We start from the raw sequence: 24277 nt of genomic DNA, 5'->3' as shown, positions 1-24277 counted from the left end.
GCCTTGAAGAATCGTTTCAGCAAGACAAAAAACCCCAATTAACCGGACAAACTCCACTCCACTGGCCGTTTCCTGTCAGCCCTCGAACCCCAGCAGCAAGCCAGCCACTTCCATCACTTCCTGCAACGCCGCCTGGGCAGCTTCGGGGGAAGCCCGCAGCAACAGGTCATCGGCGTAACCCATGGTCTGGGCGAACAGTTGCCTTGCCGCACGTTCGGGGCTGGCGCAGCGGAATACCCCCGTGCGAACCCCATCGGCAATGATCGCCGCCAGCATGTCCCGCCACTGACCGTTGATCCTCAGGTAGGCCTGCGCCAGCTCGGCGTCATGCATGGCTTCGTCCCAGGCATCGAGCCACAGCGCCCAGCCGGCTTCGGCGGAATCGGGCAGGCAGTCACGGAGAAACCCCACCAAGGCGTCCATGGGCGCGGCACCGCGCAGGGGCTGGCCCACCGCCTCCAGCTGGTCATCGGCAAACCGCACGAAGGCTTCGCGGCGCAGCCCGTTCCAGTCACTGAAGTAGTGATAGACGTGGCTGCGAGACAGCCCCGCATGCTCGGCCAGGTCACGGGTGGAAACCTCGGCGAAACCCTTGCTGCGGAATAATTCCAGGGCCGCCTGGATGATCTGGTCTTTACGGTCATTACGCGACATGTGCAATCGGGCCTCTTGGCGCCAGGATGGACGGCGCTTGCATTTTGAGCGTTCGCTCAAAGACAATTGAGCAGTCGCTCAATATTAACCGTTATCACTCTTGTGGTGCACTCATGTCCGTCGTCACCCCACTCATCGCCGTGGATCCAACCCAGAAAATCGGCCAGCAGACCGCCAGCCAGACCCTCAAGGCCATTGCCCGGGCCTATCCGGGCAAGCTGTTGGTCACCTTGTCCCTGGTGGCGCTGGAAAACGCCCTGCTGCTGGCCTACCCGCTGTTCGCCGGCTTCGCCGTGGATTCGATCCTGCGGGGCGACGCTGCCCATGCGCTGATCTATGCCCTGGTGGTGCTGGGCTTCTGGGTGGTGGGCGCGGCGCGGCGTGCGGTGGACACCCGTACCTTCACCCGTATCTACGCAGACCTGGCGGTGCCGGTGATTCTCAACCAGCGCCTGCAACAGCAGGACACCTCCACCGCCGCGGCGCGGGTGGTGCTGGCCCGGGAGTTCGTCGACTTTTTCGAAAAGCACGTACCGACCATCGCCACGGCCCTGGTGTCGATCGTCGGGGCGGCAGTGATGCTGCTGGTGATCGAACCCTGGATCGGCCTCGCCTGCCTCACGGCGCTGTTGCTGTGCATGACCCTGCTGCCACGTTTTGCCCGGCGCAACCAGCAACTGCACGAACGCCTGAATAACCGGCTGGAAAAGGAAATCGGCCTGGTGGCCAGGGTCGGCGCGGTCTCGCTGCAGCGTCACTATCGCCTGCTGTCGCGGCTGCGCATCGGGCTCTCGGATCGGGAAGCCGCGGCCTATCTGTTCCTTGGCGCTGTGGCAGCGGTGCTGTTCGTCATTGCCATCAGCCAGTTGGCGCTGGCGCCCGAGATCAAGGCCGGCCATGTGTATGCGGTGATGACCTACCTGTGGACCTTTGTCAGCAGCGTCGATGAAGCACCGACCATGGTCGATCAGTTGGCGCGCCTGCGGGACATCGGCAAGCGCGTGGACCCGGGGCTCGGTGAACCGACCGAACCCCGGTGAAGCTCAGAACGGCCGGATGCGAAAGCCGCCGGCGTTCTGCTCGGTGAACTTGTAGTAGGCCGAGAGGTTGACCTTCTCGCTGATGTGCTGGGCGAACGACACCCCGTCATCGCCCCAGACCCGGCCGATATGGCTGTAGGCAAAGGCCTGGGCCGCCCACTTCTTGTCGCCCTTGGACATGTTGTTCATGGCCACGTAGCCGGACGACTGGCCGGACATGCCACTGACCTTGCCGCTAACATCGTTCTGGCCATTGGTCACCGGCGAGATGAACACCTTGGCGCTGGAAGCCCGGGCCTCGGCGTACTGCGAGAGCTTCTGGTTTTCCGAGTGGTTGAGCACCAGCAAGACCTTGCCCTGAAGCTGGCTGGCGGTGGGCCAGGACTTGCCCTTGAGGTTGCCCTGCAACGCGCCCGCGCTGCTGCCGATGTGCGTGGCCAGGTTCTGGGGGGTATAGAGCTTGCCCTGGAAGACCCGGCTCACCAGCTCGTCGAAATCCTTGGGCGTGCGCCCCGAGCTTTCCTTCGACCAGCCCTGCTTCTTGTCGAGGATCACCGTGATGGGAAAGTGCCCGGGGTGGTTGTCGCTCCAGTTCTTGACGTCGTTGAGGCAGGCTTCGAGATCGTTCTTGCCGGTGCCATCGCCCGTGCAGTTGTTGTCGTTGCCGGATTGGAACAGGGTGCCGGGGTTGTGCCGCACGAACCAGTGCCGGGGCGAGCCGCCGGTCACCGCGTCGCGCTGGTCCCAGAAGTCCAGTTCCAGGGTGCGCACACTGTCGAGCACGCTGCTGAAGGTGCTTGCGTATTGCTTCTCGTAGCAGTTGTGACAGGCCACCTGGGCGATACCGTTGAACGGGGTATTCCAGGTAGCCGGGGCGATGAACGCGGGGCTTTCCTGACTGAACGCCGCCGGGCTGAGCAAGAGTGCCGACAACGCCAGGGCGCGGGGGACGAAACGGGAAAGATGAGTCATGCCAGCTCCTGCTGAAAGGGAGGTCCTTGGGGCAAACCACTGCTCATCTGTTTTAGTCGAATCAAGCCTCATTGCAACTTTCGCCCCCCAACCCGGATTGAGGGGCGAGGCGACAGCCGTCAGCGGAAGCGATCGACTTCCTGGCGCAGGTCCGCGGCCAGGGTTTCCAGCTCACGGGCAGTGACCGCCAGGTTGGACACCACTTCACGCTGCTCGCTGTTGGCCTGGGCAATGCTCTGCAGATTGCTGCTGAGTACCGTGGCGGTGCTGCTCTGCTCCTGGGTCGCGGTGGTGATGGCGGCAAACTGCTCGCCGGCGCTGCGGCTCTGCTCGTCGATCAGGGCCAGGGCCGAGGCCACGTCGGCGTTGCGCGACAGGCCTTCCTGCATCAGGCGGTTGCCCTGCTCCATGGTCTGGATGGCGTGGCCGGTTTCCTGCTGGATGCTGTTGATCATCTGGGAGATTTCATCCGTGGCTTCACGGGTACGCGAGGCCAGGTTGCGTACCTCATCCGCCACCACGGCAAAACCGCGGCCCTGCTCACCGGCGCGGGCGGCCTCGATAGCGGCATTCAGGGCCAGCAGGTTGGTCTGGTCGGCAATCGCGGTGATCACTCCGACAATTCCACCGATCTCCTGGGAGCGCTGGCCCAGGGTGTTGATCACCGTGGCCGTACTGTTGAGGGCTCCGGCGATCTGTTCCAGGGAAGACGAGGCCTCTTGCATGGAGGCGCGGCCAATATGGGTCTGCTGGGCGTTTTCCTGGGCCAGGCGCTGGGTACTGCCCATGTTGTCGGCGATGTTCAACGAGGTGGCGCTGAACTCCTCCACCGCCCCGGCCATGCTGGTGATCTCGCCGGACTGCTGCTCCATGCCTTCATATGCACCGCTGGACAAGCCGGACAGCACCTGGGCCCGACCGTTGACCTCGGCGGCAGAGCGACGGATGTGCTCGACCATGGTCGACAGGGCTTCGCCCATCTGGTTGAAGCTGCGGGCCAACTGGCCGATTTCGTCATGGCTGGCAACGTTCAGCCGTACGCTGAGGTCTCCGCCGCCCAGGGCCTGGGCCTGGCGCACCAGGTCGCTCAGCGGCGCCAGCTTGCTGCGCAACAGCCAGACCGTAGCGCCCACCGCCAGCAGCATGGCCAGCAGGCTGCCGATCACCAGCCGAATCCCCACGCTCCAGGTCACCGCACGGATCTCTGCCTTGGGCATGCTGGCCACCACCGACCAGGGGCCGCCCTCGAACGGCACTGCCAGGCTGTAGAAGTCTTCGCCCTGATCACTCCAGAAACGCCCCTTGCCCGGCTCCTTGGCCGCTTGCGCCATGACCTGCGCCGCCTGCTCCGGCGCCTGCACGCCAGCCGGTGGCACCAGCCACTTGTTCTGCTCGTCGAGCAGGGCCAGGGAGCCGCTCTGGCCGATGCGGAAGCGCTTGAGGTTGGCGAACTGGGCATTTTGCGCATCGGTGTAATCGAAGCCGACAAACAGCACCGCGATGACCTTGCCGCTGCGGTCCAGCACCGGGGTGTACTGGGTCATGTAGAAGCGTTCGAAGAGCAAGGCCCGGCCCACATAACCCTGGCCTGCCATGAGTCTCTGATAGGCCGGGTGAGCATGGTCGAGCAAGGTGCCGATGGCCCGGCTGCCATCCTGCTTGCTCAGGGAGGTACTGACCCGCACGAAGTCATCACCACTGCGCACGAACAAGGTCGCCACACCGGCAGTCATCTGCTTGAACTGGTCGACTTCGGCGAAGTTGTTGTTCAGCACCACATCCCCCAGGTGCAATCCTGGGGTCTGCACCCCGGCCACACTCACTGGTTGTTCCGGGTGCAGGCTCAGGCCGCTGCTGAAGCGGTTTTCGAACAGGCCGCTGAGGCGCTGGGTACTCTCGCGCAGGCTGCCGTGGAACGTGTTGAGCTGATCGGCCAGCAGCCGGGCTTCACTGGCCAGGTGTTCTTCTCGGGTATCGAGGTTCGCCGAATCCAGCGAACGCAAGGCGAACAGCGTGCTGCCGCTGATCACCAGGGCGAGTATCAAGGCAAGGGCGAGCCCTAGCTGAGAGGCTATGCGGGCACGGGGTTGGGACATGATGGCTCCTTGCCGAGAAGGCGGATCATCCTGATCGGTCAGCACACTCGGCAGTCATAATTCTAAGATTTTTAATCAGTTAGGACCTTCCTGAACGCTGGTTCCATAACCCATGGATTCGGCGGCACGGACCAATACTTGAGCGCTTTGCAGGGATATTTGCACGCCCCGCCAGCCGGGCACTGCAACGTTTCAGCCCAGGCGCTCTACGGCGGGCAGTTGCATGGCCTGGACCTCGCTCTGAAGGAAGTCGCTGAGGCGTCGCAAACGCTCGCCTCCGGGCCGGGTCCTGGGCCACACCAGATAGTAGTTCAGGCCACTGGCCACCGCTGTCGGCCAGGGCAGGCTCAAGCGACCCTGGGCCACATCCTCGGACACCATCAGCAAGTCACCCATGGACACGCCGTAGCCCCGCGCGGCGGCAATCATTCCCAGCTCCAGGGTGTCGAACACCTGCCCGCCCTTGAGGGACACCTGGTCGGTCAGGCCCATGTGCTCCAGCCAACTGCGCCAGTCGCGACGGTCCGGGGTCGGGTGCAACAGCTCGGTGGCGGCCAGGCGCGCCACGTCCCAGGGCTGATCATTGAGCAGGTTCGGCGCCCCCACCGGAATCAGCAGCTCGGGAAACAGGTAGCTGGCCTCCCAGTCCGGGGGGAAGTGGCCGTTGCTCAGCAGCACCGCGCAGTCGAAGGGCTCCTGGTTGAAGTCCACCGAGTCCACGTCCATCCAGGCACTGGTGAGCTGCACCTCGTTGCCCGGCTGCAAATGGCGGAAGCGGCTGAGCCGCGCCAATAGCCAGCGCATGGTCAGGGTCGAGGGGGCCTTCATGCGCAGGATGTCATCTTCGGCGCGCAGGGTATTGCAGGCCCGTTCCAGGGCACCGAAGCCCTCGCGTATCCCCGGCAGCAGCAAGCGCGCCGCCTCGGTCAGTTGCAAGTTGCGCCCGCTGCGCTGGAACAGCCGGCAAGCGAAGTGATCCTCTAGGGTGCGGATATGCCGGCTGACCGCGCTCTGGGTGATCGACAGCTCTTCGGCCGCCCGGGTGAACGAGCTGTGCCGGGCCGCCGCCTCGAAGGCGCGCAGGGCATACAGCGGAGGAAGACGACGGGACATGCAGGCACTCCAGGACGGGACAGGGCCACGCTACCAGAAAGTGCTTCGCATGAGTTTTAATCATGCCAGCAATCGTTTTTATCCCTTTGTGCTATGGGCCAGGAGCGCCGAGAATCAGCGCTCTCCCGGACTTTTCCCTGATCGAGCCTGATGACCATGCAGCATCCAGCACGCACCGAACTCTGGGCCATCCTGCGGCTGGCGGGGCCGCTGATCGCCTCGCAGCTGGCGCACATGCTGATGGTCCTCACCGACACCCTGATGATGGCCCGCCTGAGCCCCGAGGCCCTGGCCGGCGGCGGCCTGGGTGCGGCCAGCTACTCCTTCGTATCAATCTTCTGCATCGGCGTGATTGCCGCGGTGGGCACGCTGGTAGCGATCCGCCAGGGCGCTGGCGACATCGAGGGTGCCGCGCGCCTGACCCAGGCCGGGCTCTGGCTGGCCTGGCTGATGGCCCTGGTGGCCGGCCTGCTGCTGTGGAACCTCAAGCCGCTGCTGTTGCTGTTCGGCCAGACCGAAAGCAACGTCCACGCCGCGGGCCAGTTCCTGCTGATCCTGCCGTTCGCCCTGCCCGGCTACCTGAGTTTCATGGCCCTGCGCGGCTTCACCAGTGCCATCGGCCGGGCCACGCCGGTTATGGTCATCAGCCTGGGCGGCACCGTGGCCAACTTCCTCCTCAACTACGCGCTGATCACCGGCATGTTCGGCCTGCCCAAGCTCGGCCTGGTGGGCATTGGCCTGGTGACCGCCATCGTCGCCAACTGCATGGCCGTGGCCCTGGCCTGGCACATCAAGCGCCACCCGGCCTACGCCGCCTACCCGCTGCGCCAGGGCCTGGCCCGGCTGAACACCCATTACCTGCGGGAACTGTGGCGCCTGGGCCTGCCCATCGGCGGCACCTACGCGGTGGAAGTCGGGCTGTTTGCCTTCGCCGCCCTGTGCATGGGCACCATGGGCAGCACGCAACTGGCAGCGCACCAGATCGCCCTGCAGATCGTCTCGGTGGCGTTCATGGTGCCGGCGGGGATTTCCTACGCCATCACCATGCGCATCGGCCAGCATTACGGCGCCGGGCAATTGCTCGATGCACGATTGGCCGGGCGCGTGGGCATCGCCTTTGGCGCGGTGGCGATGCTGGGGTTCGCCATGATCTTCTGGCTGCTGCCGAACCAACTGATCGGGCTGTTCCTCGACCACAACGACCCGGCCTTCGCCGAAGTGATCCGGCTGGCCGTGAGCCTGCTGGCGGTGGCCGCCTGGTTCGAGCTGTTCGACGGCACCCAGACCATTGCCATGGGCGCGATCCGTGGCCTCAAGGATGCCAAGACCACCTTCCTGGTGGGCCTGGGCTGCTACTGGCTGATTGGCGCACCTTCGGCCTGGCTGATGGCTTTCACCCTGGGCTGGGGGCCGACCGGTGTCTGGTGGGGCCTGGCCTTGGGGCTGGCATGTGCGGCCATCAGCCTGACCCTGGCATTCGAGTGGCGGATGCGCCGCATGATCCGGCATGAGCCGCCCGTGCCGGCCATGATTCTCCAGGCCGGCCAGGCGGATTGAGCCCGAACCGGCGCCGGCTTAAACCGCCCCTTCCTGCAGCGCCTGCTGGCTGCTGCCGAAGGTCAGATAGTCCATCAGTTCCGCCAGGGGCAGCGGCTTGCTGATCAGGTAGCCCTGGGCCTGGTCGCAACCAAAGCCCCGCAGCAAGGCCAGCTGTTCCGCCGTCTCCACGCCTTCGGCCACCACATTCAGGTTCAGGTTATGGGCCAGGTTGATCATGGCGTGGACCAGCTTGCGGTTCTCCTCGCGTTGCTCCATGCCGCCGACAAAGCTCTTGTCTACCTTGAGCAGAGTGATGGGCAGGCTGTTGAGGTGGACGAAGGAGGAGAAGCCGGTACCGAAATCGTCCAGGGAGAAACGCACTCCCAGGCGCCCCAGGGCATCCATGGTCTGCTTCACCAGGTCACTGCGGCGCATCACGGCGGTCTCGGTCAATTCGAATTCCAGCCACTGGGCCTCGACTCCGCGCTCGGCAATCAGGCGGCTCAGGGTCGAGAGCAGTTGGCTGTCCTGGAACTGGCGGAACGATAGGTTCACCGCCATGTGCAACGGCGGCAGGCCGCGTTCGCGCAGGGCCTGCATGTCCCGCAGGGCTCGGGAAATCACCCAGTAGCCCAGGGGCACGATCAGCCCACTCTGCTCGGCCAGGGGCACGAACTCGCTGGGCGGCAGCAGGCCGCGCTCGCCATGGCGCCAGCGCACCAGGGCTTCGAGGCCCACGATCTTGCCGTCATGCAGGTTCAGCCGGGGCTGGTAGTGCAGCTCCAGCTCGTCGCGGCGCAGGGCACGGCGCAATTCGCTTTCCAGGTCGGCCAGGCTGCGAGCGTTGCGATTGATCCGCTCGTTGAAGATATGAAAGGTACAGCCCTGGGTGCTCTTGGCCTGTTGCATGGCGATGTGTGCATGCCACATCAACGGGTCGGCGCCGGCATTGGCCCGGGCATGGGCAATCCCCAGGCTGCAGCCGATCAGCAGGCTTTCGCCATCGACCCAATAGGGCTCGGCCATGGCTTCGGTGATGCGCTCGGCCATCCACTCGGCCCGCTGTGGGGCGCGGCGGGTGTCGATAAGCAAGGCAAATTCGTCGCTGCCCAGGCGGGCCAGTTGATCGCCGGCCTCAAGCTGGCTTTTGAGGCGCGAGACCACCTGCAGGATCAGCCGGTCGCCGGCCTGGTGGCCCAGGGCGTCGTTGGCGTGACGGAAATTGTCCAGGTCGAGATGGCCCAGGGCCAGGCCACGCCCTTCGTTTTCCGCCAGGCGCGCGGCCAGCAAGGTCTGGAACCCCTGGCGGTTGGCGATGCCAGTCAGGGGGTCCTGTTCGGCCAGGCGCTGCAGGGTGTTTTCCAGCAGGCCGCGCTCACGTACATGGCGCAGGCAACGGCGCAGGGCATCGGTACTCAGGCAGGAACTCACCAGCCAGTCGCTGACGCCTACAGGAGGTACGGGCGGTTCCTGGTCCAGCAGCAACACGGTGGGCAGGCTGCAACGCCCGGGGCCGGGCTGCAAATGAGGAAGGGTCAACAGGACCGCGTTGCGGTCGTCTTCAAACAAACGGCTGACAGACTCCCAGCTGGGAGCACTGATCAATACCACCGAGTCTCCCAACGGAGCGACACACTCGCGCAACAACGCTGTCCACACCGGCTCTTCAGCCAGTAGCAGCAAACGCAAGGGTTCGACAGGCTTAGACAAGCTAGCTCCCTAGACTCTGCAAATTAAGTTGGCGGTGGGCATTATGGCGCGCAAATAAACAATAACAATTGATATTGATTATCATACGCAATTTCTTGTACCGCTCTAACTCGAACATTAGACGCATATTCAGCGCGCATCCTGAGGGAAAGTATCAAAACCGGCAAATTTAGATCGCGTTGTGCGTCACAAGTCGGACAGAGGCAGCAGAATCCGTCCAGCCTGTTAAAATGCCCGCCCTTTTCGTAACCGATCCCTTTTTACCGTCATGTCCCGACTCAATCCCCGGCAGCAAGAAGCCGTGAACTACGTCGGCGGCCCTCTTTTGGTGCTCGCCGGCGCAGGCTCCGGCAAGACCAGCGTGATCACCCGCAAGATCGCGCACCTGATCCAGAATTGCGGCATCCGCGCCCAGTACATTGTCGCCATGACCTTTACCAACAAGGCCGCGCGGGAAATGAAAGAGCGGGTCGGCACCCTGCTGCGCAGTGGTGAAGGCCGTGGCCTGACGGTCTCGACCTTCCACAACCTGGGCCTGAACATCATCCGCAAGGAGCATGCGCGGCTGGGCTACAAGCCGGGCTTCTCGATCTTTGACGAGACCGACGTCAAGGCCCTGATGACCGACATCATGCAGAAGGAGTATTCCGGGGACGACGGCGTCGACGAGATCAAGAACATGATCGGCTCGTGGAAGAACGACCTGATCCTGCCCGCCGAGGCCCTGGAAAACGCCCGCAACCCCAAGGAACAGACCGCCGCCATCGTCTACACCCACTACCAGCGCACGCTCAAGGCGTTCAACGCAGTGGACTTCGACGACCTGATCCTGCTGCCGGTGAAGCTGTTCGAAGAGCACGCCGATATCCTGGAGAAATGGCAGAACAAGGTGCGCTACCTGCTGGTGGACGAATACCAGGACACCAACGCCAGCCAGTATCTGCTGGTGAAGATGCTGATCGGCAAGCGCAACCAGTTCACCGTGGTGGGCGACGATGACCAGTCGATCTACGCCTGGCGCGGCGCGCGCCCGGAAAACCTGATGCTGCTCAAGGACGACTACCCGTCCCTGAAAGTGGTGATGCTGGAGCAGAACTACCGCTCCACCAGCCGTATCCTGCGCTGCGCCAACGTGCTGATCTCCAACAACCCCCACGAATTCGAAAAGCAGCTGTGGAGCGAGATGGGCCACGGCGACGAGATCCGCGTGATCCGCTGCCGCAACGAAGATGCCGAGGCCGAGCGGGTGGCCATGGAAATCCTCAGCCTGCACCTGCGCACCAACCGCCCCTACAGCGACTTCGCCATTCTTTACCGGGGTAACTACCAGGCCAAGCTGATCGAACTGAAGCTGCAGCACCACCAGGTGCCCTATCGCCTGTCCGGCGGTAACAGCTTCTTCGGACGCCAGGAAGTAAAGGACCTGATGGCTTACTTCCGCCTGATCGTGAACCCGGATGACGACAACGCCTTCCTCCGGGTGATCAACGTGCCGCGCCGGGAAATCGGCTCCACGACCCTGGAAAAACTCGGCAACTACGCCACCGAACGCAAGATCTCGATGTACGCCGCCACCGACGAAATCGGCCTGGGCGAACATCTGGACAGCCGCTTCACCGACCGCCTGGCGCGCTTCAAGCGCTTCATGGACCGGGTCCGTGAACAGTGCGCCGGCGAAGACCCGATCTCCGCCCTGCGCAGCATGGTCATGGACATCGACTACGAGAACTGGCTGCGCACCAACAGCTCCAGCGACAAGGCGGCGGACTACCGGATGGGCAACGTCTGGTTCCTGATCGAGGCCTTGAAGAACACCCTGGAAAAAGACGAAGACGGCGAGATGACCGTCGAGGACGCCATCGGCAAGCTGGTCCTGCGCGACATGCTGGAACGTCAGCAGGAAGAGGAAGACGGCGCCGAGGGCGTGCAGATGATGACCTTGCATGCCTCCAAGGGTCTGGAATTTCCCTACGTGTTCATCATGGGCATGGAAGAGGAAATCCTCCCGCACCGCTCCAGTATCGAAGCCGATACCATCGAGGAAGAACGGCGCCTGGCCTATGTGGGCATTACCCGCGCGCGTCAGACCCTGGCCTTTACCTTTGCGGCCAAGCGCAAGCAGTACGGTGAAATCATCGACTGCGCGCCGAGCCGCTTCCTCGATGAGCTGCCCCCGGACGATCTGGCCTGGGAAGGCAACGACGACACCCCGACCGAAGTGAAGGCCGTTCGCGGCAATAGCGCCTTGGCGGATATACGCGCGATGTTAAAGCGTTAAAATCGACTATTTTTTAACAGACCTTTGGCCCAGACGTGGCCAGTAGAGGAAGCTCCGTGGAAGCACTGCACAAGAAAATTCGCGAAGAAGGCATCGTGCTTTCCGATCAAGTACTGAAGGTCGACGCCTTTCTGAACCATCAGATCGACCCGCAGTTGATGAAGTTGATCGGCGACGAATTCGCCACGCTGTTCAAGGATTCGGGCATCACCAAGATCGTCACCATCGAAGCCTCAGGGATAGCCCCGGCGATCATGACCGGTCTGAACCTGGGCGTGCCGGTGATCTTCGCCCGCAAGCACCAGTCCCTGACCCTGACCGAGAACCTGCTGTCGGCCACCGTGTACTCCTTCACCAAGCAGGTGGAAAGCACCGTCGCCATTTCCCCGCGGCACCTGACCAGCAGCGACCGCGTGCTGATCATCGACGACTTCCTGGCCAACGGTAAGGCGTCCCAGGCACTGATCTCGATCATCAAGCAGGCCGGCGCCACCGTGGCCGGCCTGGGCATCGTCATCGAGAAGTCGTTCCAGGGCGGCCGCGCCGAACTGGACTCCCAGGGCTACCGCGTGGAATCCCTGGCCCGGGTCAAATCCCTGGCCGGCGGCGTGGTCACCTTCATCGAGTAACCCCGCCCGCCAGCCCTGCGTAGAAGCTGGCTTGTATAGGAGCTGGCTTGCCAGCGAAGGCGCCCTTCAGAGCAATGCAAGACTTGATGGCCCATTCGCCGGCAAGCCGGCTCCTACGACAGCGTTGGCGAAGTGGCCTGCAGCCCGGCCAGCAGGAATCGCTGGTACAGCTCCTCGCGCAGGCCATCGGGCTTCTCCAGCCCCATGCGTTCAAGGTGCGCCGCAAATGCCTCAGGCTCCGGTGCGTCGAGTGCCGCCTTGCCCAGCTCGAGAATCTCGCTGAGCTTGAACTTGCTCTTGAGCCAGTTCAGCGCTCGCAGCAGGTCGCGCTCCTGGGCGCTGAAATCACTGCCCAGCGGATACTCCGGGAACAGATGGCGATGACGCGCCTGAATGTTCTGCAAACGCTGCGGGCTGTTGTCGGCAAAACGCGGCTCCAGACGAAAATCCTTCGCCAGCTTGCCGGCTTTCTGTGCCTGCTCGATCAATCCGGCTTGGAAGCGTGAATCGCTGATATTGAGCAACGCCTCGATCACCTTGGCGTCCGTCTTGCCCCGCAGATCGGCGATGCCGTACTCGGTGATCACGATGTCCCGCAGGTGGCGGGGGATGGTGCAGTGGCCGTATTCCCAGACAATGTTGGAGCTCACCTCCCCCGCCGACTCGCGCCAACTGCGCAGGATCAGCACCGAGCGGGCATCCGCCAGGGCATGGCCCTGGGCGACGAAGTTGTATTGCCCGCCCACCCCGCTCAGCACGCGCCCGCCCTGCAACTGGTCGGACACCGCCGCCCCCATCAGGGTCATGGTGAAGGCGCTGTTGATAAAGCGTGCATCCCGGCGTTGCAGACGCTTGAGTTCCTCATGGCCATACAGCTCGTTGATGTAGCTGATGGCGGTCATGTTGAACTGCGCCAGCTTGCTCCTGGGCAGCTCCCGCAGACGCTGATAGAAGCTGCGCGGGCCAAGGAAGAAACCACCATGGATCGAAACCCCGCCCACAGCCGAATCCGGGTCCAGGGTGCCGGCATTGGCTTGCTCTTGCAGCGCCATGGTCGGGTACACCTTGCGCCGCACGATGCCCGCGTCGGCCAGGGCCAGCAGGCCGTTGACGAACATTTCGCTGCAGCCGTAGAGCCCCTGGGCAAAGGGCTCGACACCCCCTTCGCGATCGATCAGCGGCTGCCAGTAGTCCACCTGCAGGTCTGCCAGCAGTGCGCGGTAGCCGTCGTTGTCCGCCTGCCGCGCGAGCAAGGCCGCGGTCAGCGCATCGCCCATGGAGCCAATGCCGATCTGCAGGGTGCCGCCGTCGCGCACCAAGGTGCTGGCGTGCAGGCCTATGCAATGATCCTGGATGCCCACGGGCATGTTCGGCGTGGAGAACAACGTACTGCGTTCCTCCTCGTCGATCAGCAGGTCGAGGTCCGCGGCATCGATTTCCGAGTCCCCCGGCATATAGGGCAGGTCGCTGTGGACCTGGCCGAGGATCAGGATGGTTTCCCCCTGCGCCCGGCGCTTGGCAATCATCGGCAACATGTCGAGGGTGATGTCCGGGTTGCAGCTCAGGCTCAGGCGTCCCGGGTCTTGCGGATCCCTGGCCAGCAGTTGCGCCACCAGGTTCAGACCGGCAGCGTTGATGTCCCGGGCGGCATGGCTGTAGTTGCTGCTGACGTAGTCCTGCTGCGCCGGGGCACTGTGCAGGAGGCTGCCGGGCTGCATGAAGAACTGCTCGACGCGAATGTTCGCCGGCAGGCTGTCGCGGTGCAGGTCAGCGAGAAAATCCAGTTCCGGGTAGTCGCCGAATACCCGTTCGACGAAGGGTTCGAGGAAGCGCTTCTGCAAACCGTCGCCCAGGGCCGGCCGGCCCAGGCTCAGAGCGGTGTAGATGGTCAGTTGGCGTTCCGGCATCCCGGCGATGCGCCGGTACAAGGCATTGGCGAAACGGTTGGGTTTGCCCAACCCCAGAGGCATGCCCATGTGAATGTGTTGCGGCAAACGCGCGAGCACTTCATCCACCGCATGCTCGATAGAACAGGATTGCAGCATCTGACCCTCCGGGGACCGTCCATGAATTGAGGTTGGACCGAGCTTGCCGGGAGTTTGCTGCATTGACCAGTACACAGGGCAAATTACGCCCACAAAAAAGCCGCTCGTAAGCGGCTTTTTCGCTGAAGATGGCGGCTTATTTCAGGCCGGACATCTTCTGGATTGCACCTTTGAGCTCGTCATCGGAGCAATCGGCGCAGGTGCCTTTAGGCGGCATTGCGTTGATCCCGGTGATGGCCTTGGCCAGGATGCCGTCGAGGCCGCCCTGGTGATCGGCGCGCTCTTTCCAGGCGGCGGTGTCACCGATTTTCGGTGCGCCCAACAGGCCGGTGCCGTGGCAAGCGTTGCAGTGCTTGGCGATCACGTCATCCGGGGATTTCGCGCCACCGCCACCGCCCGCAGAGGCGGCCACTTCCATACCCTTGCATTCCTGCCCCTGGACGCAGACCTGGCCGACAGGCTCAAGGCGCTTGGCAATATCATCATTAGTCGCAGCTTGAGCGCTGACTGCCCAAAGGGCCAATACGGTTGCTGGTGCGGCCAGCATTTTCATAATTAGGTTCACGCGTACACCCTCAATGGTGGCTAGTCACGCCTGCGGCCACGGTTTCGCAGGCGGGCGAAAGTATAACGGTTAGCCCGCCACACTGAAACAACCCCAAAGTCGAAGGGGTCTTATTCGCGGCGAAATGTCGCTGGGGGCCTCCCTGCAAGCCTTGCAGGACGCCTCTTGATCTAGAAGTTCGCCGGGGTGGCTGCGCTGATTAGTCGCGCCGGAACATCGAACGGATTACGGAAACGATGCGGCTTCGTACTCTCAAAGTAGTAGCTGTCGCCGGCTTCGAGGACAAATGTTTCAAGCCCCACCACCAGTTCCAGGCGCCCCTCGAGGAGAATCCCGGTTTCCTCGCCGTCGTGGGTGAGCATCTCTTCACCGGTATCGGCACCCGGCGGGTAGATCTCGTTGAGGAAGGCAATGGCGCGGCTCGGATGAGCCCGGCCCACCAGCTTCATGGTCACCGCACCATCGGAGATGTCGATCAGTTCGTGGGCCTTGTAGACGATCTGAGAAGGCGTTTCCTGGAGAATTTCCTCGGAAAAGAACTCCACCATGGACATGGGAATGCCGCCCAGCACCTTGCGCAGCGAACTGATCGAGGGGCTGACGCTGTTCTTTTCGATCATTGAAATGGTGCTATTGGTGACGCCCGCACGCTTGGCGAGTTCACGCTGGGAAAGACCTTTCAGTTTACGGATGGATTGCAGTCGTTCACCGACGTCCAATGCGGCAGCCTCCTAGGCGGGAATCAGGCGTTGTTGTAATTGAGCGTTATCATGGCGACAGCGTTCAGTATTTACAACACTTGCTCCCGATTCCCCCCGGGAAGGCGACTTTCGGTACAGCCCACGGAATCTCAGCCTTCGCTGTACACCAACGGCACCCGGCGCAGGTTGCAGAACAGCTGATAAGGGATGGTATCGGCGGCCTGCGCAACATCGCTGGCGAGAATGTTCTTGCCCCACAACTCAACGGTCGAACCAAGACCGGCCTGGGGCACGTCCGTCAGGTCGACACACAGCATGTCCATGGACACCCGGCCCAGCAGGCGGCTGCGCTGGCCGGCCACCAGTACCGGCGTACCAGTAGGCGCATGGCGCGGATAACCGTCGGCATACCCCATGGCCACCACACCGATGCGCATTGGCCTGTCGGTGATGAACCTGGCGCCGTAGCCCACCGGTTCGCCGGCCGGCAGTTCACGCACGCAGATCACCTTGGACTCCAGGGTCATTACCGGCTGCAAGCGCGCGGCCACCGAGTTGTTTTCTTCGAACGGCGTCGAACCGTAGAGCATGATGCCCGGGCGCACCCAATCGCTGGGTACGCTGGGCCAGCCCATGACCGCCGGCGAATTGCGCAGGCTGATTTCCGCTCCGAGGCCCTGGCGAGCCGCTTCGAATATCGCCACCTGCTCGCTGCTACGCGGGCAGTCCAGTTCATCGGCGCGGGCAAAGTGGCTCATCAGCACGATCTTCTCGACCTTGCCGCTGGCCTGCAGGCGCTGATACGCCGCCTGGTAATCCTTGGGATGCAGGCCGACCCGGTGCATGCCCGAGTCCAGCTTGAGCCAGACCGTCAGTGGCTTGGCCACGGCCGCCTGCTCGATGGCTTCGAGTTGCCACAGCGAATGCACCACGCACCAGAAATCATGCTCGACGATCAGCGCCAGCTCGGATGCTTCGAAAAAACCTTCCAGCAGCAGCACCGGCGCACGAATGCCCGCGGCGCGCAGCTCCAGGGCTTCTTCGATGCAGGCCACGGCGAAACCGTCGGCCTCGCCTTCCAGTGCCTGGGCGCAGCGCACCGCACCATGGCCGTAGGCATCGGCCTTGATCACCGCGAGAGCACGAACTCCCGAGAGTTCACGGGCCAGTTGGTAGTTGTGACGCAGGGCTTGGAGATCGATCAGGGCACGGGCAGGGCGCATGGCGGCAGACTTCTAGGCGGTCATGGGGAATAAAAAACCGGTGCTGGATAACGGCGAGCCGCCACCGGCACCGGGAGAGGGATCTTGTCGCTTAAGGCAGGGCGGCCACTACGGACAGCTCGACCAGGATTTGCGGTTCGCACAGCTTGGCTTCGACGGTGGCCCGGGCCGGCGCCACGCCTTTTGGCAGCCACTGGTCCCAGACACTGTTCATGCCGGCGAAGTGGGCATCGATGTCCTTCAGGTAGATGGTCACCGACAGCAGCTTGGTCTTGTCGGTACCGGCCAGGTCCAGCAGGCGTTCGATGTTGGCCAGGGTCTCGCGGGTCTGCTGTTCGATCCCGGCCTGCATGTCATCGCCGACTTGCCCGGACAGATACACCGTACCGCCGTGGACAACGATCTGGCTCATGCGCTCATTGGTGAGCTGGCGCTGGATTGACATGTTTAGCTGACTCCTGAGGGTTACCGTAACGGGAAATATCGAGGCCTTCGGCGCTGATCTGCGGCTTTTTCTTGGCCATCAGGTCCGCCAGCAGGCGACCGGAGCCGCAAGCCATGGTCCAGCCGAGCGTACCGTGGCCAGTGTTCAAGAACAGGTTGCGGAACGGCGTGGCGCCCACAATCGGCGTGCCATCCGGGGTGGTAGGACGCAGCCCGGTCCAGAAACTGGCCTGGGACAGGTCGCCGCCCTGAGGATAGAGATCGTTGACGATCATCTCCAGCGTTTCACGCCGGCGCGGATTGAGCGAGAGGTCAAAACCGGCTATCTCAGCCATGCCGCCGACCCGGATCCGGTTGTCGAAACGGGTGATCGCGACCTTGTAGGTTTCGTCGAGGATGGTGGAAGTGGGGGCCATGGCCGGGTTGGTGATCGGCACGGTCAGGGAGTAACCCTTGAGCGGGTACACCGGCGCCTTGATGCCCAGGGGCTTGAGCAATTGCGGCGAGTAGCTGCCCAGGGCCAGCACGTAGCGGTCGGCGGTTTCCAGCTTGCCGTCGATCCACACGCCGTTGATCCGGTCACCGGCAAAGTCGATGCGCTGGATGTCCTGGCCGAAGCGGAATTCCACACCCAGCTTGCTGGCCATTTCCGCCAGGCGCGTGGTGAAGATCTGGCAGTCGCCAGTCTGGTCGTTGGGCAGGCGCAGGGCACCGGCGAGGATGTCAGTGACGTTGGCCAGGGCCGGCTCTACCCGGGCGATGCCTTCGCGGTCCAGCAGTTCGAACGGCACGCCGGATTCCTTGAGCACGGCGATGTCTTTCGCCGCGCCGTCCAACTGCGCCTGGGTGCGGAACAGCTGGGTAGTGCCCAGGCTGCGGCCTTCGTAGGCAATGCCGGTCTCCGCACGCAGTTCGTCGAGGCAGTCACGGCTGTATTCGGACAGGCGCACCATGCGTTCCTTGTTCACCGCATAGCGGCTGGCGGTGCAGTTGCGCAGCATCTGCGCCATCCACAGGTACTGGTCGATGTCGGCCGTGGCCTTGATCGCCAGTGGCGCGTGGCGCTGCAGCAGCCACTTGATGGCTTTGAGCGGTACACCCGGAGCGGCCCAGGGCGACGCATAGCCAGGCGAGACCTGGCCGGCGTTGGCGAAGCTGGTTTCCATGGCGGCGGCCGGCTGACGGTCCACTACGGTCACTTCAAATCCGGCTCGAGCCAGATAATAGGCACTGGTGGTTCCGATAACGCCACTGCCCAAGACCAGAACGCGCATTTTCATATCCTCATCGCGGCTTGACCGCTGACGTTTGTTATTCAGAGCAAAGATGGGCGCAGTGTAAGAAACATTGAGCAGTGATTTTCACTATATAACCGCCTATATTTGGCGAGAATTCTCGGCAATATTGCTTTTCACGGAGGGGCATCCCCTATGCGCACTAACCATCAGACCCGTCGGGCCCTGGACAAGATAGATCGCAATATCTTGCGGATACTCCAGGCCGACGGACGCATTTCCTTCACCGAGCTGGGGGAACGAGTGGGCCTCTCCACCACCCCCTGCACCGAGCGCGTGCGCCGCCTGGAACGCGAAGGGATCATCATGGGCTACAACGCGCGGCTCAATCCGCAGCACCTCAAGGGCAGCCTGCTGGTGTTCGTCGAGATCAGCCTGGACTACAAGTCCGGCGATACCTTCGAGGAGTTTCGCCGGGCGGTGCTGAAGCTGCCCCACGTGCTGGAGTGCCACCTGGTGTCCGGCGACTTCGACTATCTGGTCAAGGCGCGGATCTCTGAAATGGCGTCCTACCGCAAATTGCTGGGGGACATCCTGCTCAAGCTGCCCCACGTGCGCGAGTCCAAGAGCTACATCGTCATGGAAGAAGTGAAGGAGAGCCTGAGCCTGCCGATTCCGGATTGAAGCGAGAGGGTGCAGCCTTCGCCGGCAAGCCGGGGTGCGCGGGGCTAGACCAGGACCTGGCGAGTGCTGGCCATGTAGTCGTGGATCTGTTTTTCAACCCGGGGGTGGATCATCTCCACCGGGCGCCGGCCGTTGGGGCAAGGCAGGCTCGGCGTGGTGCCGAACAGGCGGCAGATCAGCGGACGCTCGTCATACACGGTGCAACCGTCGGGCCCCAGGTGCACGCAGTTGAGCTCGTCCATGGCAGCTTCCTGCTCGGCAGCGGTCTTGCGCGGCAGGCGGGACATTTCCTCCGGCGAGGTGGTCACCGGGCCGCAGCAGTCGTGGCAGCCGGGAACGCACTCGAAAGAGGGAATCTGCTGACGCAGGCTGCGGACGATTTGACGGTTACAGCTCATGAAAAAGACTACCGGGGCATGAATAGCCGTGAATTCTGCCCTAAATGCCTGGCGGCAGACAGGACCGGGCGTCCTGCGGTTGCCCCGGCGCAAAGGCCCGACTTATGCTCCGCGCATTTTTACCGACACCATCATCAGGACGCATCCCATGCCCGCCAGCCTCCAGCACGCCGCTTCCTACTATGCCGCCAGCAGCCTGCCGCAACCTGACTACCCAGCGTTGGCGGGCGATCTGACAGCTGATGTGTGCGTGGTCGGGGGCGGTTTTTCCGGGCTCAACACCGCGCTGGAACTGGCCGAGCGTGGCCTCAGCGTGGTCCTGCTGGAGGCGCACAAGATCGGCTGGGGCGCCAGCGGGCGCAATGGCGGGCAGTTGATTCGCGGCGTCGGCCACGGCCTCGACCAGTTCACCAAGGTGGTAGGCGAGGACGGAGTGCGGCAGATGAAGCTCATGGGCCTGGAGGCGGTGGAGATCGTCCGCCAGCGCATCGAGCGTTTCCAGATCCCTTGCGACCTGACCTGGGGCTACTGCGACCTGGCCAACAAGCCGGCCGACCTTGAAGGCTTCGCCGAAGACGCCGAGGAACTGCGCAGCCTGGGCTATCGCCACCCGACCCGGCTGCTGCAGGCCGATGAAATGCACAGCGTGGTGGGTTCCAAGCGCTATGTTGGCGGCTTGATCGACATGGGTTCGGGCCACCTGCACCCACTGAACCTGGCCCTGGGCGAAGCCCGGGCGGCGCAGCAGCTGGGGGTGCAACTGTTCGAGCACTCTGCCGTGACCCGCATCGACTACGGCCACGAGGTCAAGGTCCACAGCAGTCGCGGCACCGTCCGGGCCAAGACCCTGGTGCTGGGCTGCAACGCCTACCTCAACGACCTCAATCCGGAATTGGGGGGCAAGGTGCTTCCGGCCGGCAGCTATATCATCGCCACCGAACCCTTGAGCCCGGCCCTGGCCCAGGAACTGCTGCCGCAGAACATGGCGGTCTGCGACCAGCGCGTGGCCCTGGACTACTATCGCCTTTCGGCTGACCGGCGCCTGCTGTTCGGGGGGGCCTGTCATTATTCGGGGCGTGACCCCAAGGACATCGCCGCCTACATGCGGCCAAAGATGCTGGAAGTATTCCCGCAACTGGCCGCAGTAAAGATCGACTACCAGTGGGGCGGCATGATCGGCATCGGCGCCAACCGCCTGCCGCAGATCGGCCGGCTCAAGGACCAGCCCAATGTGTATTACGCCCAGGCCTATTCGGGCCACGGCCTGAATGCCACGCACCTGGCGGGCAAGCTGCTGGGCGAGGCCATCAGCGGCCAGCACGGCGGCGGTTTCGACCTGTTCGCCAAGGTGCCGCACATCACCTTCCCGGGCGGCAAGCACCTGCGCTCGCCGCTGCTGGCCCTGGGCATGCTCTGGCATCGCCTGAAGGAGCTGGTCTGACGGCCAGCGCCAGCCAAGCGCTGCCGGTCACAGCCGCCAGAATGGCTTGAGGCCCTCGGCCCGCGCTTGCTCAGGGTTCAATCCGACATCGCGCAACTGCTCGGCAGTCAACTCCAGCAATGCCTTGCGGGTGCGCAGCCGATGCCAGTACAGGCCCCAGGTGCCCAAGCCTGACGGCGCGCTGCGCGGCAGAGCCGCCGCCGACCCTTCATGCTCCGCCTCCAGCTCCTGACCGCGTAACGACAGCCGCACATCGCTCAAGCCGTTCATCTGTATTGCTCCTGTTTGCTCAAAGTTGCCATGAGCCAATAGGATGCTTGGTGCGCAAAAACCATTACAGACTCAATACAGCGGTATTAACTCCATACAGTTTTGCCAAAAATCCTGCTGAATCCTGTATTTTTGCCCCATCTGTACCGGTCCTCGCGTCCCCCACTACGAGCCAATGCCATGACCCTCTACGTCAACCTCGCCGAACTTCTGGGCACCCGCATTGAACAGGGCTTCTACCGCCCCGGAGATCGACTGCCCTCAGTGCGCGCCCTGAGCGTCGAGCACGGGGTCAGCCTCAGTACCGTGCAGCAGGCCTATCGCCTGCTGGAAGACAACGGCCTGGCGATGCCCAAGCCCAAGTCCGGCTACTTCGTGCCGCCCAGCCGCGAACTGCCCGCCCTGCCCGCCGTCGGCCGCCCGGCCCAGCGGCCGGTAGAGATCTCGCAGTGGGACCAGGTGCTGGAACTGATTCGCGCCGTACCGCGCAAGGACGTGGTGCAACTGGGCCGAGGCATGCCGGACATCACCACGCCCACCCTCAAGCCTCTGCTCCGGGCCCTGGCGCGCCTAAGCCGGCACCAGGACATGCCAGGCCTGCACTACGACAACATCTACGGCGTGCTGGCACTGCGCGAGCAGGTCGCGCGGCTGATGCTCGATTCCGGCTGCCAGTTGGGGGCCGGTGACCTGGTGATTACCACCGGCTGCCACGAGGCGCTATCCACCAGCATTCGCGCCATCTGCGAGCCGGGGGATATCGTCGCCGTGGACTCGCCTAGCTTCCACGGCGCCATGCAGACCCTCAAGGGCCTGGGCATGAAGGCCCTGGAGATCCCCACCGACCCCATTACCGGAATCAGCCTGGAAGCCCTGGAGCTGGCTTTGGAACAGTGGCCGATCAAGGCCATACAGTTGACGCCCAACTGCAACAACCCCCTGGGCTACATCATGCCGGAGCCGCGCAAGCGGGCACTGCTGACCCTGGCCCAGCGCTTCGACGTGGCGATCATCGAAGACGATGTGTATGGCGAACTGGCCTACACCTACCCGCGCCCGCGCACCATCAAGTCCTTCGACGATGATGGCCGGGTGCTGCTGTGCAGCTCGTTCTCGAAAACCCTGGCCCCAGGCCTGCGCATCGGCTGGGTGGCGCCCGGTCGCTACCTGGAACGTGTACTGCACATGAAATACATCAGCACCGGCTCCACGGCCCCGCAGCCCCAGGTAGCCATCGCCGAGTTTCTCAAGAGCGGCCACTTCGAACCGCATTTGCGCAAGATGCGCACCCAATACCAGCGCAATCGCGACCTGATGCTCGATTGGGTCAGCCGCTACTTCCCCGCCGGCACTCGCGCCAGCCGACCACAGGGCAGTTTCATGCTGTGGATCGAACTCCCCGAGGGCTTTGATGCTCTGAAGCTCAACCGAGTGCTGCTCGAGCAAGGGGTGCAGATTGCCGTGGGCAGCATCTTTTCCGCCTCGGGCAAGTACCGCAATTGCCTGCGGATGAACTACGCTGCCAAGCCAACCGCGCAGATCGAAGACGCGGTACGCAAGGTCGGCGCTGCAGCCATCAAGCTGCTCAGTGAAACCTCGGACTGACCCGATCCGCAGCAGGAAGCCAGCCGTCCCATGCCAACCCGTGCCGTGATGCGAGATGACCTGACTTGAACCCTATACAGGCCTTCACCTGGCTTCTGCTGCTGAGCCTCGGGCTGGGCGGCTGCGCTACCCGCGAGGTGCCGTACCAACCCAGCCAGGCCCTGCCCGCCCGCGATTCGGGCTTTGCCCAGTCGATCCGGGCCCAGGCCGCACCCTACCAGGGGCGTTCCGGCTTTCGCCTGCTGCCCAACAGTACCGAGGCGTTCATGGCCCGCGCCGAGCTGATCCGCAACGCGCAAAGCAGCCTCGACCTGCAGTACTACATCGTCCACGACGGCATCAGCACCCGCATGCTGGTGGATGAGCTGCTCAAGGCCGCCGACCGTGGCGTGCGGGTACGCATCCTGCTGGACGACACCACCAGCGACGGCCTGGACCAGATCATCGCTACCCTGGCCGCCCACCCGCAGATCCAGATCCGCCTGTTCAACCCGCTGCACCTGGGCCGCAGCACCGGCCTGACCCGGGGCATGGGCCGCCTGTTCAACCTGTCGCAGCAGCATCGGCGAATGCATAACAAGCTCTGGCTGGCAGACAACAGCGTGGCCATCGTCGGCGGGCGCAACCTGGGGGATGAATATTTCGATGCCGAGCCTAATCTGAATTTCACCGACATCGACATGTTCAGCGTGGGGCCGGTGGCCGAGCAACTGGGCCACAGCTTCGACCAGTACTGGAACAGCGCCCTGAGCCGCCCCATCGGCGAGTTCCTGTCCAGCACACCTTCCACCAAGGCGCTGGACAACACCCGGCTGCGCCTCGAGGAATCCTTGCAGGACAGCCGCCGACAGAACCAGGCGCTGTACCGGCAACTGATGACCTACCAGACCCAGCCGCGCATGGACATCTGGCGCAAGGAACTGATCTGGGCCTGGAACCAGGCCCTGTGGGACGCTCCGACCAAGGTCCTGGCCAAGGGCGACCCCGACCCGCACCTGCTGCTCACCACCCAGCTGGCACCGGAGCTGAGCGGGGTCGGCAAGGAGCTGATCATGATCTCGGCCTACTTCGTACCGGGGCAACCCGGGCTGGTGTACCTGACCGGGCGCGCGGACGCCGGGGTTTCGGTGAGCCTGTTGACCAACTCCCTGGAAGCCACCGACGTGCCAGTGGTGCATGGCGGCTATGCGCCCTATCGCAAGGCACTGCTGGAACATGGAGTGAAGCTCTACGAACTGCGCCGGCAACCCGGCGAGCGCGGCGGCAGCGGGCCGCACCTGTTCCACAGCGGCTCCTACAAGGGCTCCGACTCCAGCCTGCACAGCAAGGCGATGATCTTCGACCGACGAAAGAGCTTCATCGGCTCGTTCAACTTCGACCCCCGCTCGGTGCTGTGGAATACCGAGGTCGGGGTGCTGGTGGACAGCCCCGAGCTGGCCGAACATGTCCGCGCCCTGGCGCTGCAGGGGATGGCGCCGGCCCTGAGCTACCAGGTCAAGCTGCTGGACGGCAAGCTGGCCTGGGTGACCGAGGACCAGGGCCAGTTGCACAGCCTGGGCCATGAACCCGGCAACTGGTGGCGCCGCTTCAATGCCTGGCTGAGCACCCGCATCGGCCTGGAACGCATGCTCTGAG

Annotated in this window: 21 protein-coding genes; 8 read left to right on the top strand and 13 right to left on the bottom strand. The window is 63.5% G+C overall.

From position 1 onward, the window contains the following. Window positions 1-75: 75 nt before the first annotated feature. Entirely contained in the window at window positions 76-654 is a 579-nt protein-coding gene (locus KCG88_RS17930; protein ID WP_047289928.1) for a TetR family transcriptional regulator C-terminal domain-containing protein, read from the bottom strand. Between the two features lie 113 nt (window positions 655-767). Here KCG88_RS17930 and KCG88_RS17925 point away from each other — a divergent pair, with 113 nt between their 5' ends. Next, a complete protein-coding gene (locus KCG88_RS17925) occupies window positions 768-1694 on the top strand; it encodes an ABC transporter six-transmembrane domain-containing protein (RefSeq protein ID WP_210712824.1) in 927 nt (308 codons plus the stop codon). Window positions 1695-1697: 3 nt separating this feature from the next. On the opposite strand, the gene KCG88_RS17920 is transcribed toward KCG88_RS17925, so the two are convergent. From KCG88_RS17920 to KCG88_RS17910, 3 genes are all read right to left on the bottom strand, one after another. After that, window positions 1698-2666: a Ca2+-dependent phosphoinositide-specific phospholipase C gene (locus KCG88_RS17920; protein ID WP_210712823.1), complete on the bottom strand. Its 969-nt coding sequence runs from the start codon at window positions 2664-2666 to the stop codon at window positions 1698-1700. 119 nt (window positions 2667-2785) lie between these two features. Next, the gene (locus KCG88_RS17915; RefSeq protein WP_210712822.1) at window positions 2786-4762 is read right to left on the bottom strand and encodes a methyl-accepting chemotaxis protein; all 1977 of its coding nucleotides are present in this window, start codon (window positions 4760-4762) and stop codon (window positions 2786-2788) included. Window positions 4763-4954: 192 nt separating this feature from the next. After that, window positions 4955-5875 (bottom strand): LysR substrate-binding domain-containing protein, encoded by a 921-nt coding sequence (locus KCG88_RS17910; RefSeq protein ID WP_210712821.1) that lies wholly within the window; start codon window positions 5873-5875, stop codon window positions 4955-4957. A gap of 150 nt (window positions 5876-6025) precedes the next feature. Here KCG88_RS17910 and KCG88_RS17905 point away from each other — a divergent pair, with 150 nt between their 5' ends. Then, window positions 6026-7432 carry a NorM family multidrug efflux MATE transporter gene (locus KCG88_RS17905; protein ID WP_047338115.1) on the top strand — a complete coding sequence of 469 codons (1407 nt, stop codon included), beginning with the start codon at window positions 6026-6028 and terminating at the stop codon, window positions 7430-7432. 18 nt (window positions 7433-7450) lie between these two features. Here the strand turns inward: KCG88_RS17905 and KCG88_RS17900 are convergent, their stop codons facing one another. Then, the gene (locus KCG88_RS17900) at window positions 7451-9124 is read right to left on the bottom strand and encodes a bifunctional diguanylate cyclase/phosphodiesterase (protein ID WP_210712820.1); all 1674 of its coding nucleotides are present in this window, start codon (window positions 9122-9124) and stop codon (window positions 7451-7453) included. Window positions 9125-9392: 268 nt separating this feature from the next. On the opposite strand from KCG88_RS17900, the gene rep reads away from it, so the two are divergent. Both rep and KCG88_RS17890 read left to right on the top strand, forming a co-directional pair. Continuing rightward, window positions 9393-11402 carry a DNA helicase Rep gene (gene rep / locus KCG88_RS17895; RefSeq protein WP_210712819.1) on the top strand — a complete coding sequence of 670 codons (2010 nt, stop codon included), beginning with the start codon at window positions 9393-9395 and terminating at the stop codon, window positions 11400-11402. Between the two features lie 56 nt (window positions 11403-11458). After that, entirely contained in the window at window positions 11459-12031 is a 573-nt protein-coding gene (locus KCG88_RS17890) for a xanthine phosphoribosyltransferase (RefSeq protein ID WP_011064203.1), read from the top strand. A gap of 113 nt (window positions 12032-12144) precedes the next feature. Here the strand turns inward: KCG88_RS17890 and KCG88_RS17885 are convergent, their stop codons facing one another. From KCG88_RS17885 to dadA, 6 genes are all read right to left on the bottom strand, one after another. Beyond that, window positions 12145-14076: an acetyl-CoA hydrolase/transferase family protein gene (locus KCG88_RS17885; RefSeq protein ID WP_210712818.1), complete on the bottom strand. Its 1932-nt coding sequence runs from the start codon at window positions 14074-14076 to the stop codon at window positions 12145-12147. A 136-nt stretch (window positions 14077-14212) separates the two neighbouring features. Continuing rightward, window positions 14213-14629, bottom strand: coding sequence for a c-type cytochrome (locus KCG88_RS17880; RefSeq protein WP_011064205.1), 417 nt, complete (start codon window positions 14627-14629; stop codon window positions 14213-14215). Between the two features lie 182 nt (window positions 14630-14811). Next, complete coding sequence (locus tag KCG88_RS17875) at window positions 14812-15360, bottom strand: cupin domain-containing protein (protein ID WP_015637462.1); 549 nt, start codon at window positions 15358-15360, stop codon at window positions 14812-14814. Window positions 15361-15491: 131 nt separating this feature from the next. Beyond that, the gene (alr, locus tag KCG88_RS17870) at window positions 15492-16565 is read right to left on the bottom strand and encodes an alanine racemase (RefSeq protein WP_210712817.1); all 1074 of its coding nucleotides are present in this window, start codon (window positions 16563-16565) and stop codon (window positions 15492-15494) included. A 91-nt stretch (window positions 16566-16656) separates the two neighbouring features. After that, entirely contained in the window at window positions 16657-17010 is a 354-nt protein-coding gene (locus tag KCG88_RS17865) for a RidA family protein (protein ID WP_047289946.1), read from the bottom strand. After that, window positions 16982-18283: a D-amino acid dehydrogenase gene (gene dadA / locus KCG88_RS17860; protein ID WP_011064209.1), complete on the bottom strand. Its 1302-nt coding sequence runs from the start codon at window positions 18281-18283 to the stop codon at window positions 16982-16984. Before dadA ends, KCG88_RS17865 begins: the two co-directional genes overlap by 29 nt. A gap of 156 nt (window positions 18284-18439) precedes the next feature. Between dadA and KCG88_RS17855 the strand changes: the two genes are divergently transcribed. After that, window positions 18440-18928, top strand: coding sequence for an Lrp/AsnC ligand binding domain-containing protein (locus tag KCG88_RS17855; protein ID WP_011064210.1), 489 nt, complete (start codon window positions 18440-18442; stop codon window positions 18926-18928). Between the two features lie 44 nt (window positions 18929-18972). On the opposite strand, the gene KCG88_RS17850 is transcribed toward KCG88_RS17855, so the two are convergent. Then, window positions 18973-19326: a YkgJ family cysteine cluster protein gene (locus tag KCG88_RS17850; RefSeq protein ID WP_047289948.1), complete on the bottom strand. Its 354-nt coding sequence runs from the start codon at window positions 19324-19326 to the stop codon at window positions 18973-18975. Window positions 19327-19474: 148 nt separating this feature from the next. Here KCG88_RS17850 and KCG88_RS17845 point away from each other — a divergent pair, with 148 nt between their 5' ends. Then, entirely contained in the window at window positions 19475-20767 is a 1293-nt protein-coding gene (locus KCG88_RS17845) for an FAD-binding oxidoreductase (protein ID WP_210712816.1), read from the top strand. 27 nt (window positions 20768-20794) lie between these two features. Here the strand turns inward: KCG88_RS17845 and KCG88_RS17840 are convergent, their stop codons facing one another. Further along, entirely contained in the window at window positions 20795-21037 is a 243-nt protein-coding gene (locus tag KCG88_RS17840; protein ID WP_047289952.1) for a DUF1127 domain-containing protein, read from the bottom strand. A 180-nt stretch (window positions 21038-21217) separates the two neighbouring features. Here KCG88_RS17840 and KCG88_RS17835 point away from each other — a divergent pair, with 180 nt between their 5' ends. Together KCG88_RS17835 and KCG88_RS17830 are read left to right on the top strand one after the other, a co-directional pair. Beyond that, window positions 21218-22642 carry a PLP-dependent aminotransferase family protein gene (locus KCG88_RS17835; protein ID WP_047338120.1) on the top strand — a complete coding sequence of 475 codons (1425 nt, stop codon included), beginning with the start codon at window positions 21218-21220 and terminating at the stop codon, window positions 22640-22642. 65 nt (window positions 22643-22707) lie between these two features. Then, window positions 22708-24276: a phospholipase D family protein gene (locus KCG88_RS17830; protein ID WP_210712815.1), complete on the top strand. Its 1569-nt coding sequence runs from the start codon at window positions 22708-22710 to the stop codon at window positions 24274-24276. The last annotated feature ends 1 nt before the right edge of the window (window position 24277 follow it).

This window comes from Pseudomonas sp. MWU349 (assembly GCF_017947325.1).
Taxonomy (GTDB): domain Bacteria; phylum Pseudomonadota; class Gammaproteobacteria; order Pseudomonadales; family Pseudomonadaceae; genus Aquipseudomonas; species Aquipseudomonas protegens.
The sequence above is the reverse complement of the archived record's forward strand: the minus strand, read 5'-3'. Positions and strand labels throughout refer to the sequence as shown.

What these genes read in the sequence shown, in the direction of transcription:
- KCG88_RS17905 (WP_047338115.1), top strand. Translation starts at nt 6,026, where the DNA reads ATGACCATGCAGCATCCAGCACGCACCGAACTCTGGGCCATCCTGCGG.
- KCG88_RS17885 (WP_210712818.1), bottom strand. Translation starts at nt 14,076, where the DNA reads ATGCTGCAATCCTGTTCTATCGAGCATGCGGTGGATGAAGTGCTCGCG.
- KCG88_RS17920 (WP_210712823.1), bottom strand. Translation starts at nt 2,666, where the DNA reads ATGACTCATCTTTCCCGTTTCGTCCCCCGCGCCCTGGCGTTGTCGGCA.
- KCG88_RS17840 (WP_047289952.1), bottom strand. Translation starts at nt 21,037, where the DNA reads ATGAACGGCTTGAGCGATGTGCGGCTGTCGTTACGCGGTCAGGAGCTG.
- dadA (WP_011064209.1), bottom strand. Translation starts at nt 18,283, where the DNA reads ATGCGCGTTCTGGTCTTGGGCAGTGGCGTTATCGGAACCACCAGTGCC.
- KCG88_RS17850 (WP_047289948.1), bottom strand. Translation starts at nt 19,326, where the DNA reads ATGAGCTGTAACCGTCAAATCGTCCGCAGCCTGCGTCAGCAGATTCCC.
- KCG88_RS17930 (WP_047289928.1), bottom strand. Translation starts at nt 654, where the DNA reads ATGTCGCGTAATGACCGTAAAGACCAGATCATCCAGGCGGCCCTGGAA.
- KCG88_RS17865 (WP_047289946.1), bottom strand. Translation starts at nt 17,010, where the DNA reads ATGTCAATCCAGCGCCAGCTCACCAATGAGCGCATGAGCCAGATCGTT.
- alr (WP_210712817.1), bottom strand. Translation starts at nt 16,565, where the DNA reads ATGCGCCCTGCCCGTGCCCTGATCGATCTCCAAGCCCTGCGTCACAAC.
- KCG88_RS17915 (WP_210712822.1), bottom strand. Translation starts at nt 4,762, where the DNA reads ATGTCCCAACCCCGTGCCCGCATAGCCTCTCAGCTAGGGCTCGCCCTT.
- KCG88_RS17835 (WP_047338120.1), top strand. Translation starts at nt 21,218, where the DNA reads ATGACCCTCTACGTCAACCTCGCCGAACTTCTGGGCACCCGCATTGAA.
- KCG88_RS17845 (WP_210712816.1), top strand. Translation starts at nt 19,475, where the DNA reads ATGCCCGCCAGCCTCCAGCACGCCGCTTCCTACTATGCCGCCAGCAGC.
- rep (WP_210712819.1), top strand. Translation starts at nt 9,393, where the DNA reads ATGTCCCGACTCAATCCCCGGCAGCAAGAAGCCGTGAACTACGTCGGC.
- KCG88_RS17855 (WP_011064210.1), top strand. Translation starts at nt 18,440, where the DNA reads ATGCGCACTAACCATCAGACCCGTCGGGCCCTGGACAAGATAGATCGC.
- KCG88_RS17880 (WP_011064205.1), bottom strand. Translation starts at nt 14,629, where the DNA reads ATGAAAATGCTGGCCGCACCAGCAACCGTATTGGCCCTTTGGGCAGTC.
- KCG88_RS17925 (WP_210712824.1), top strand. Translation starts at nt 768, where the DNA reads ATGTCCGTCGTCACCCCACTCATCGCCGTGGATCCAACCCAGAAAATC.
- KCG88_RS17910 (WP_210712821.1), bottom strand. Translation starts at nt 5,875, where the DNA reads ATGTCCCGTCGTCTTCCTCCGCTGTATGCCCTGCGCGCCTTCGAGGCG.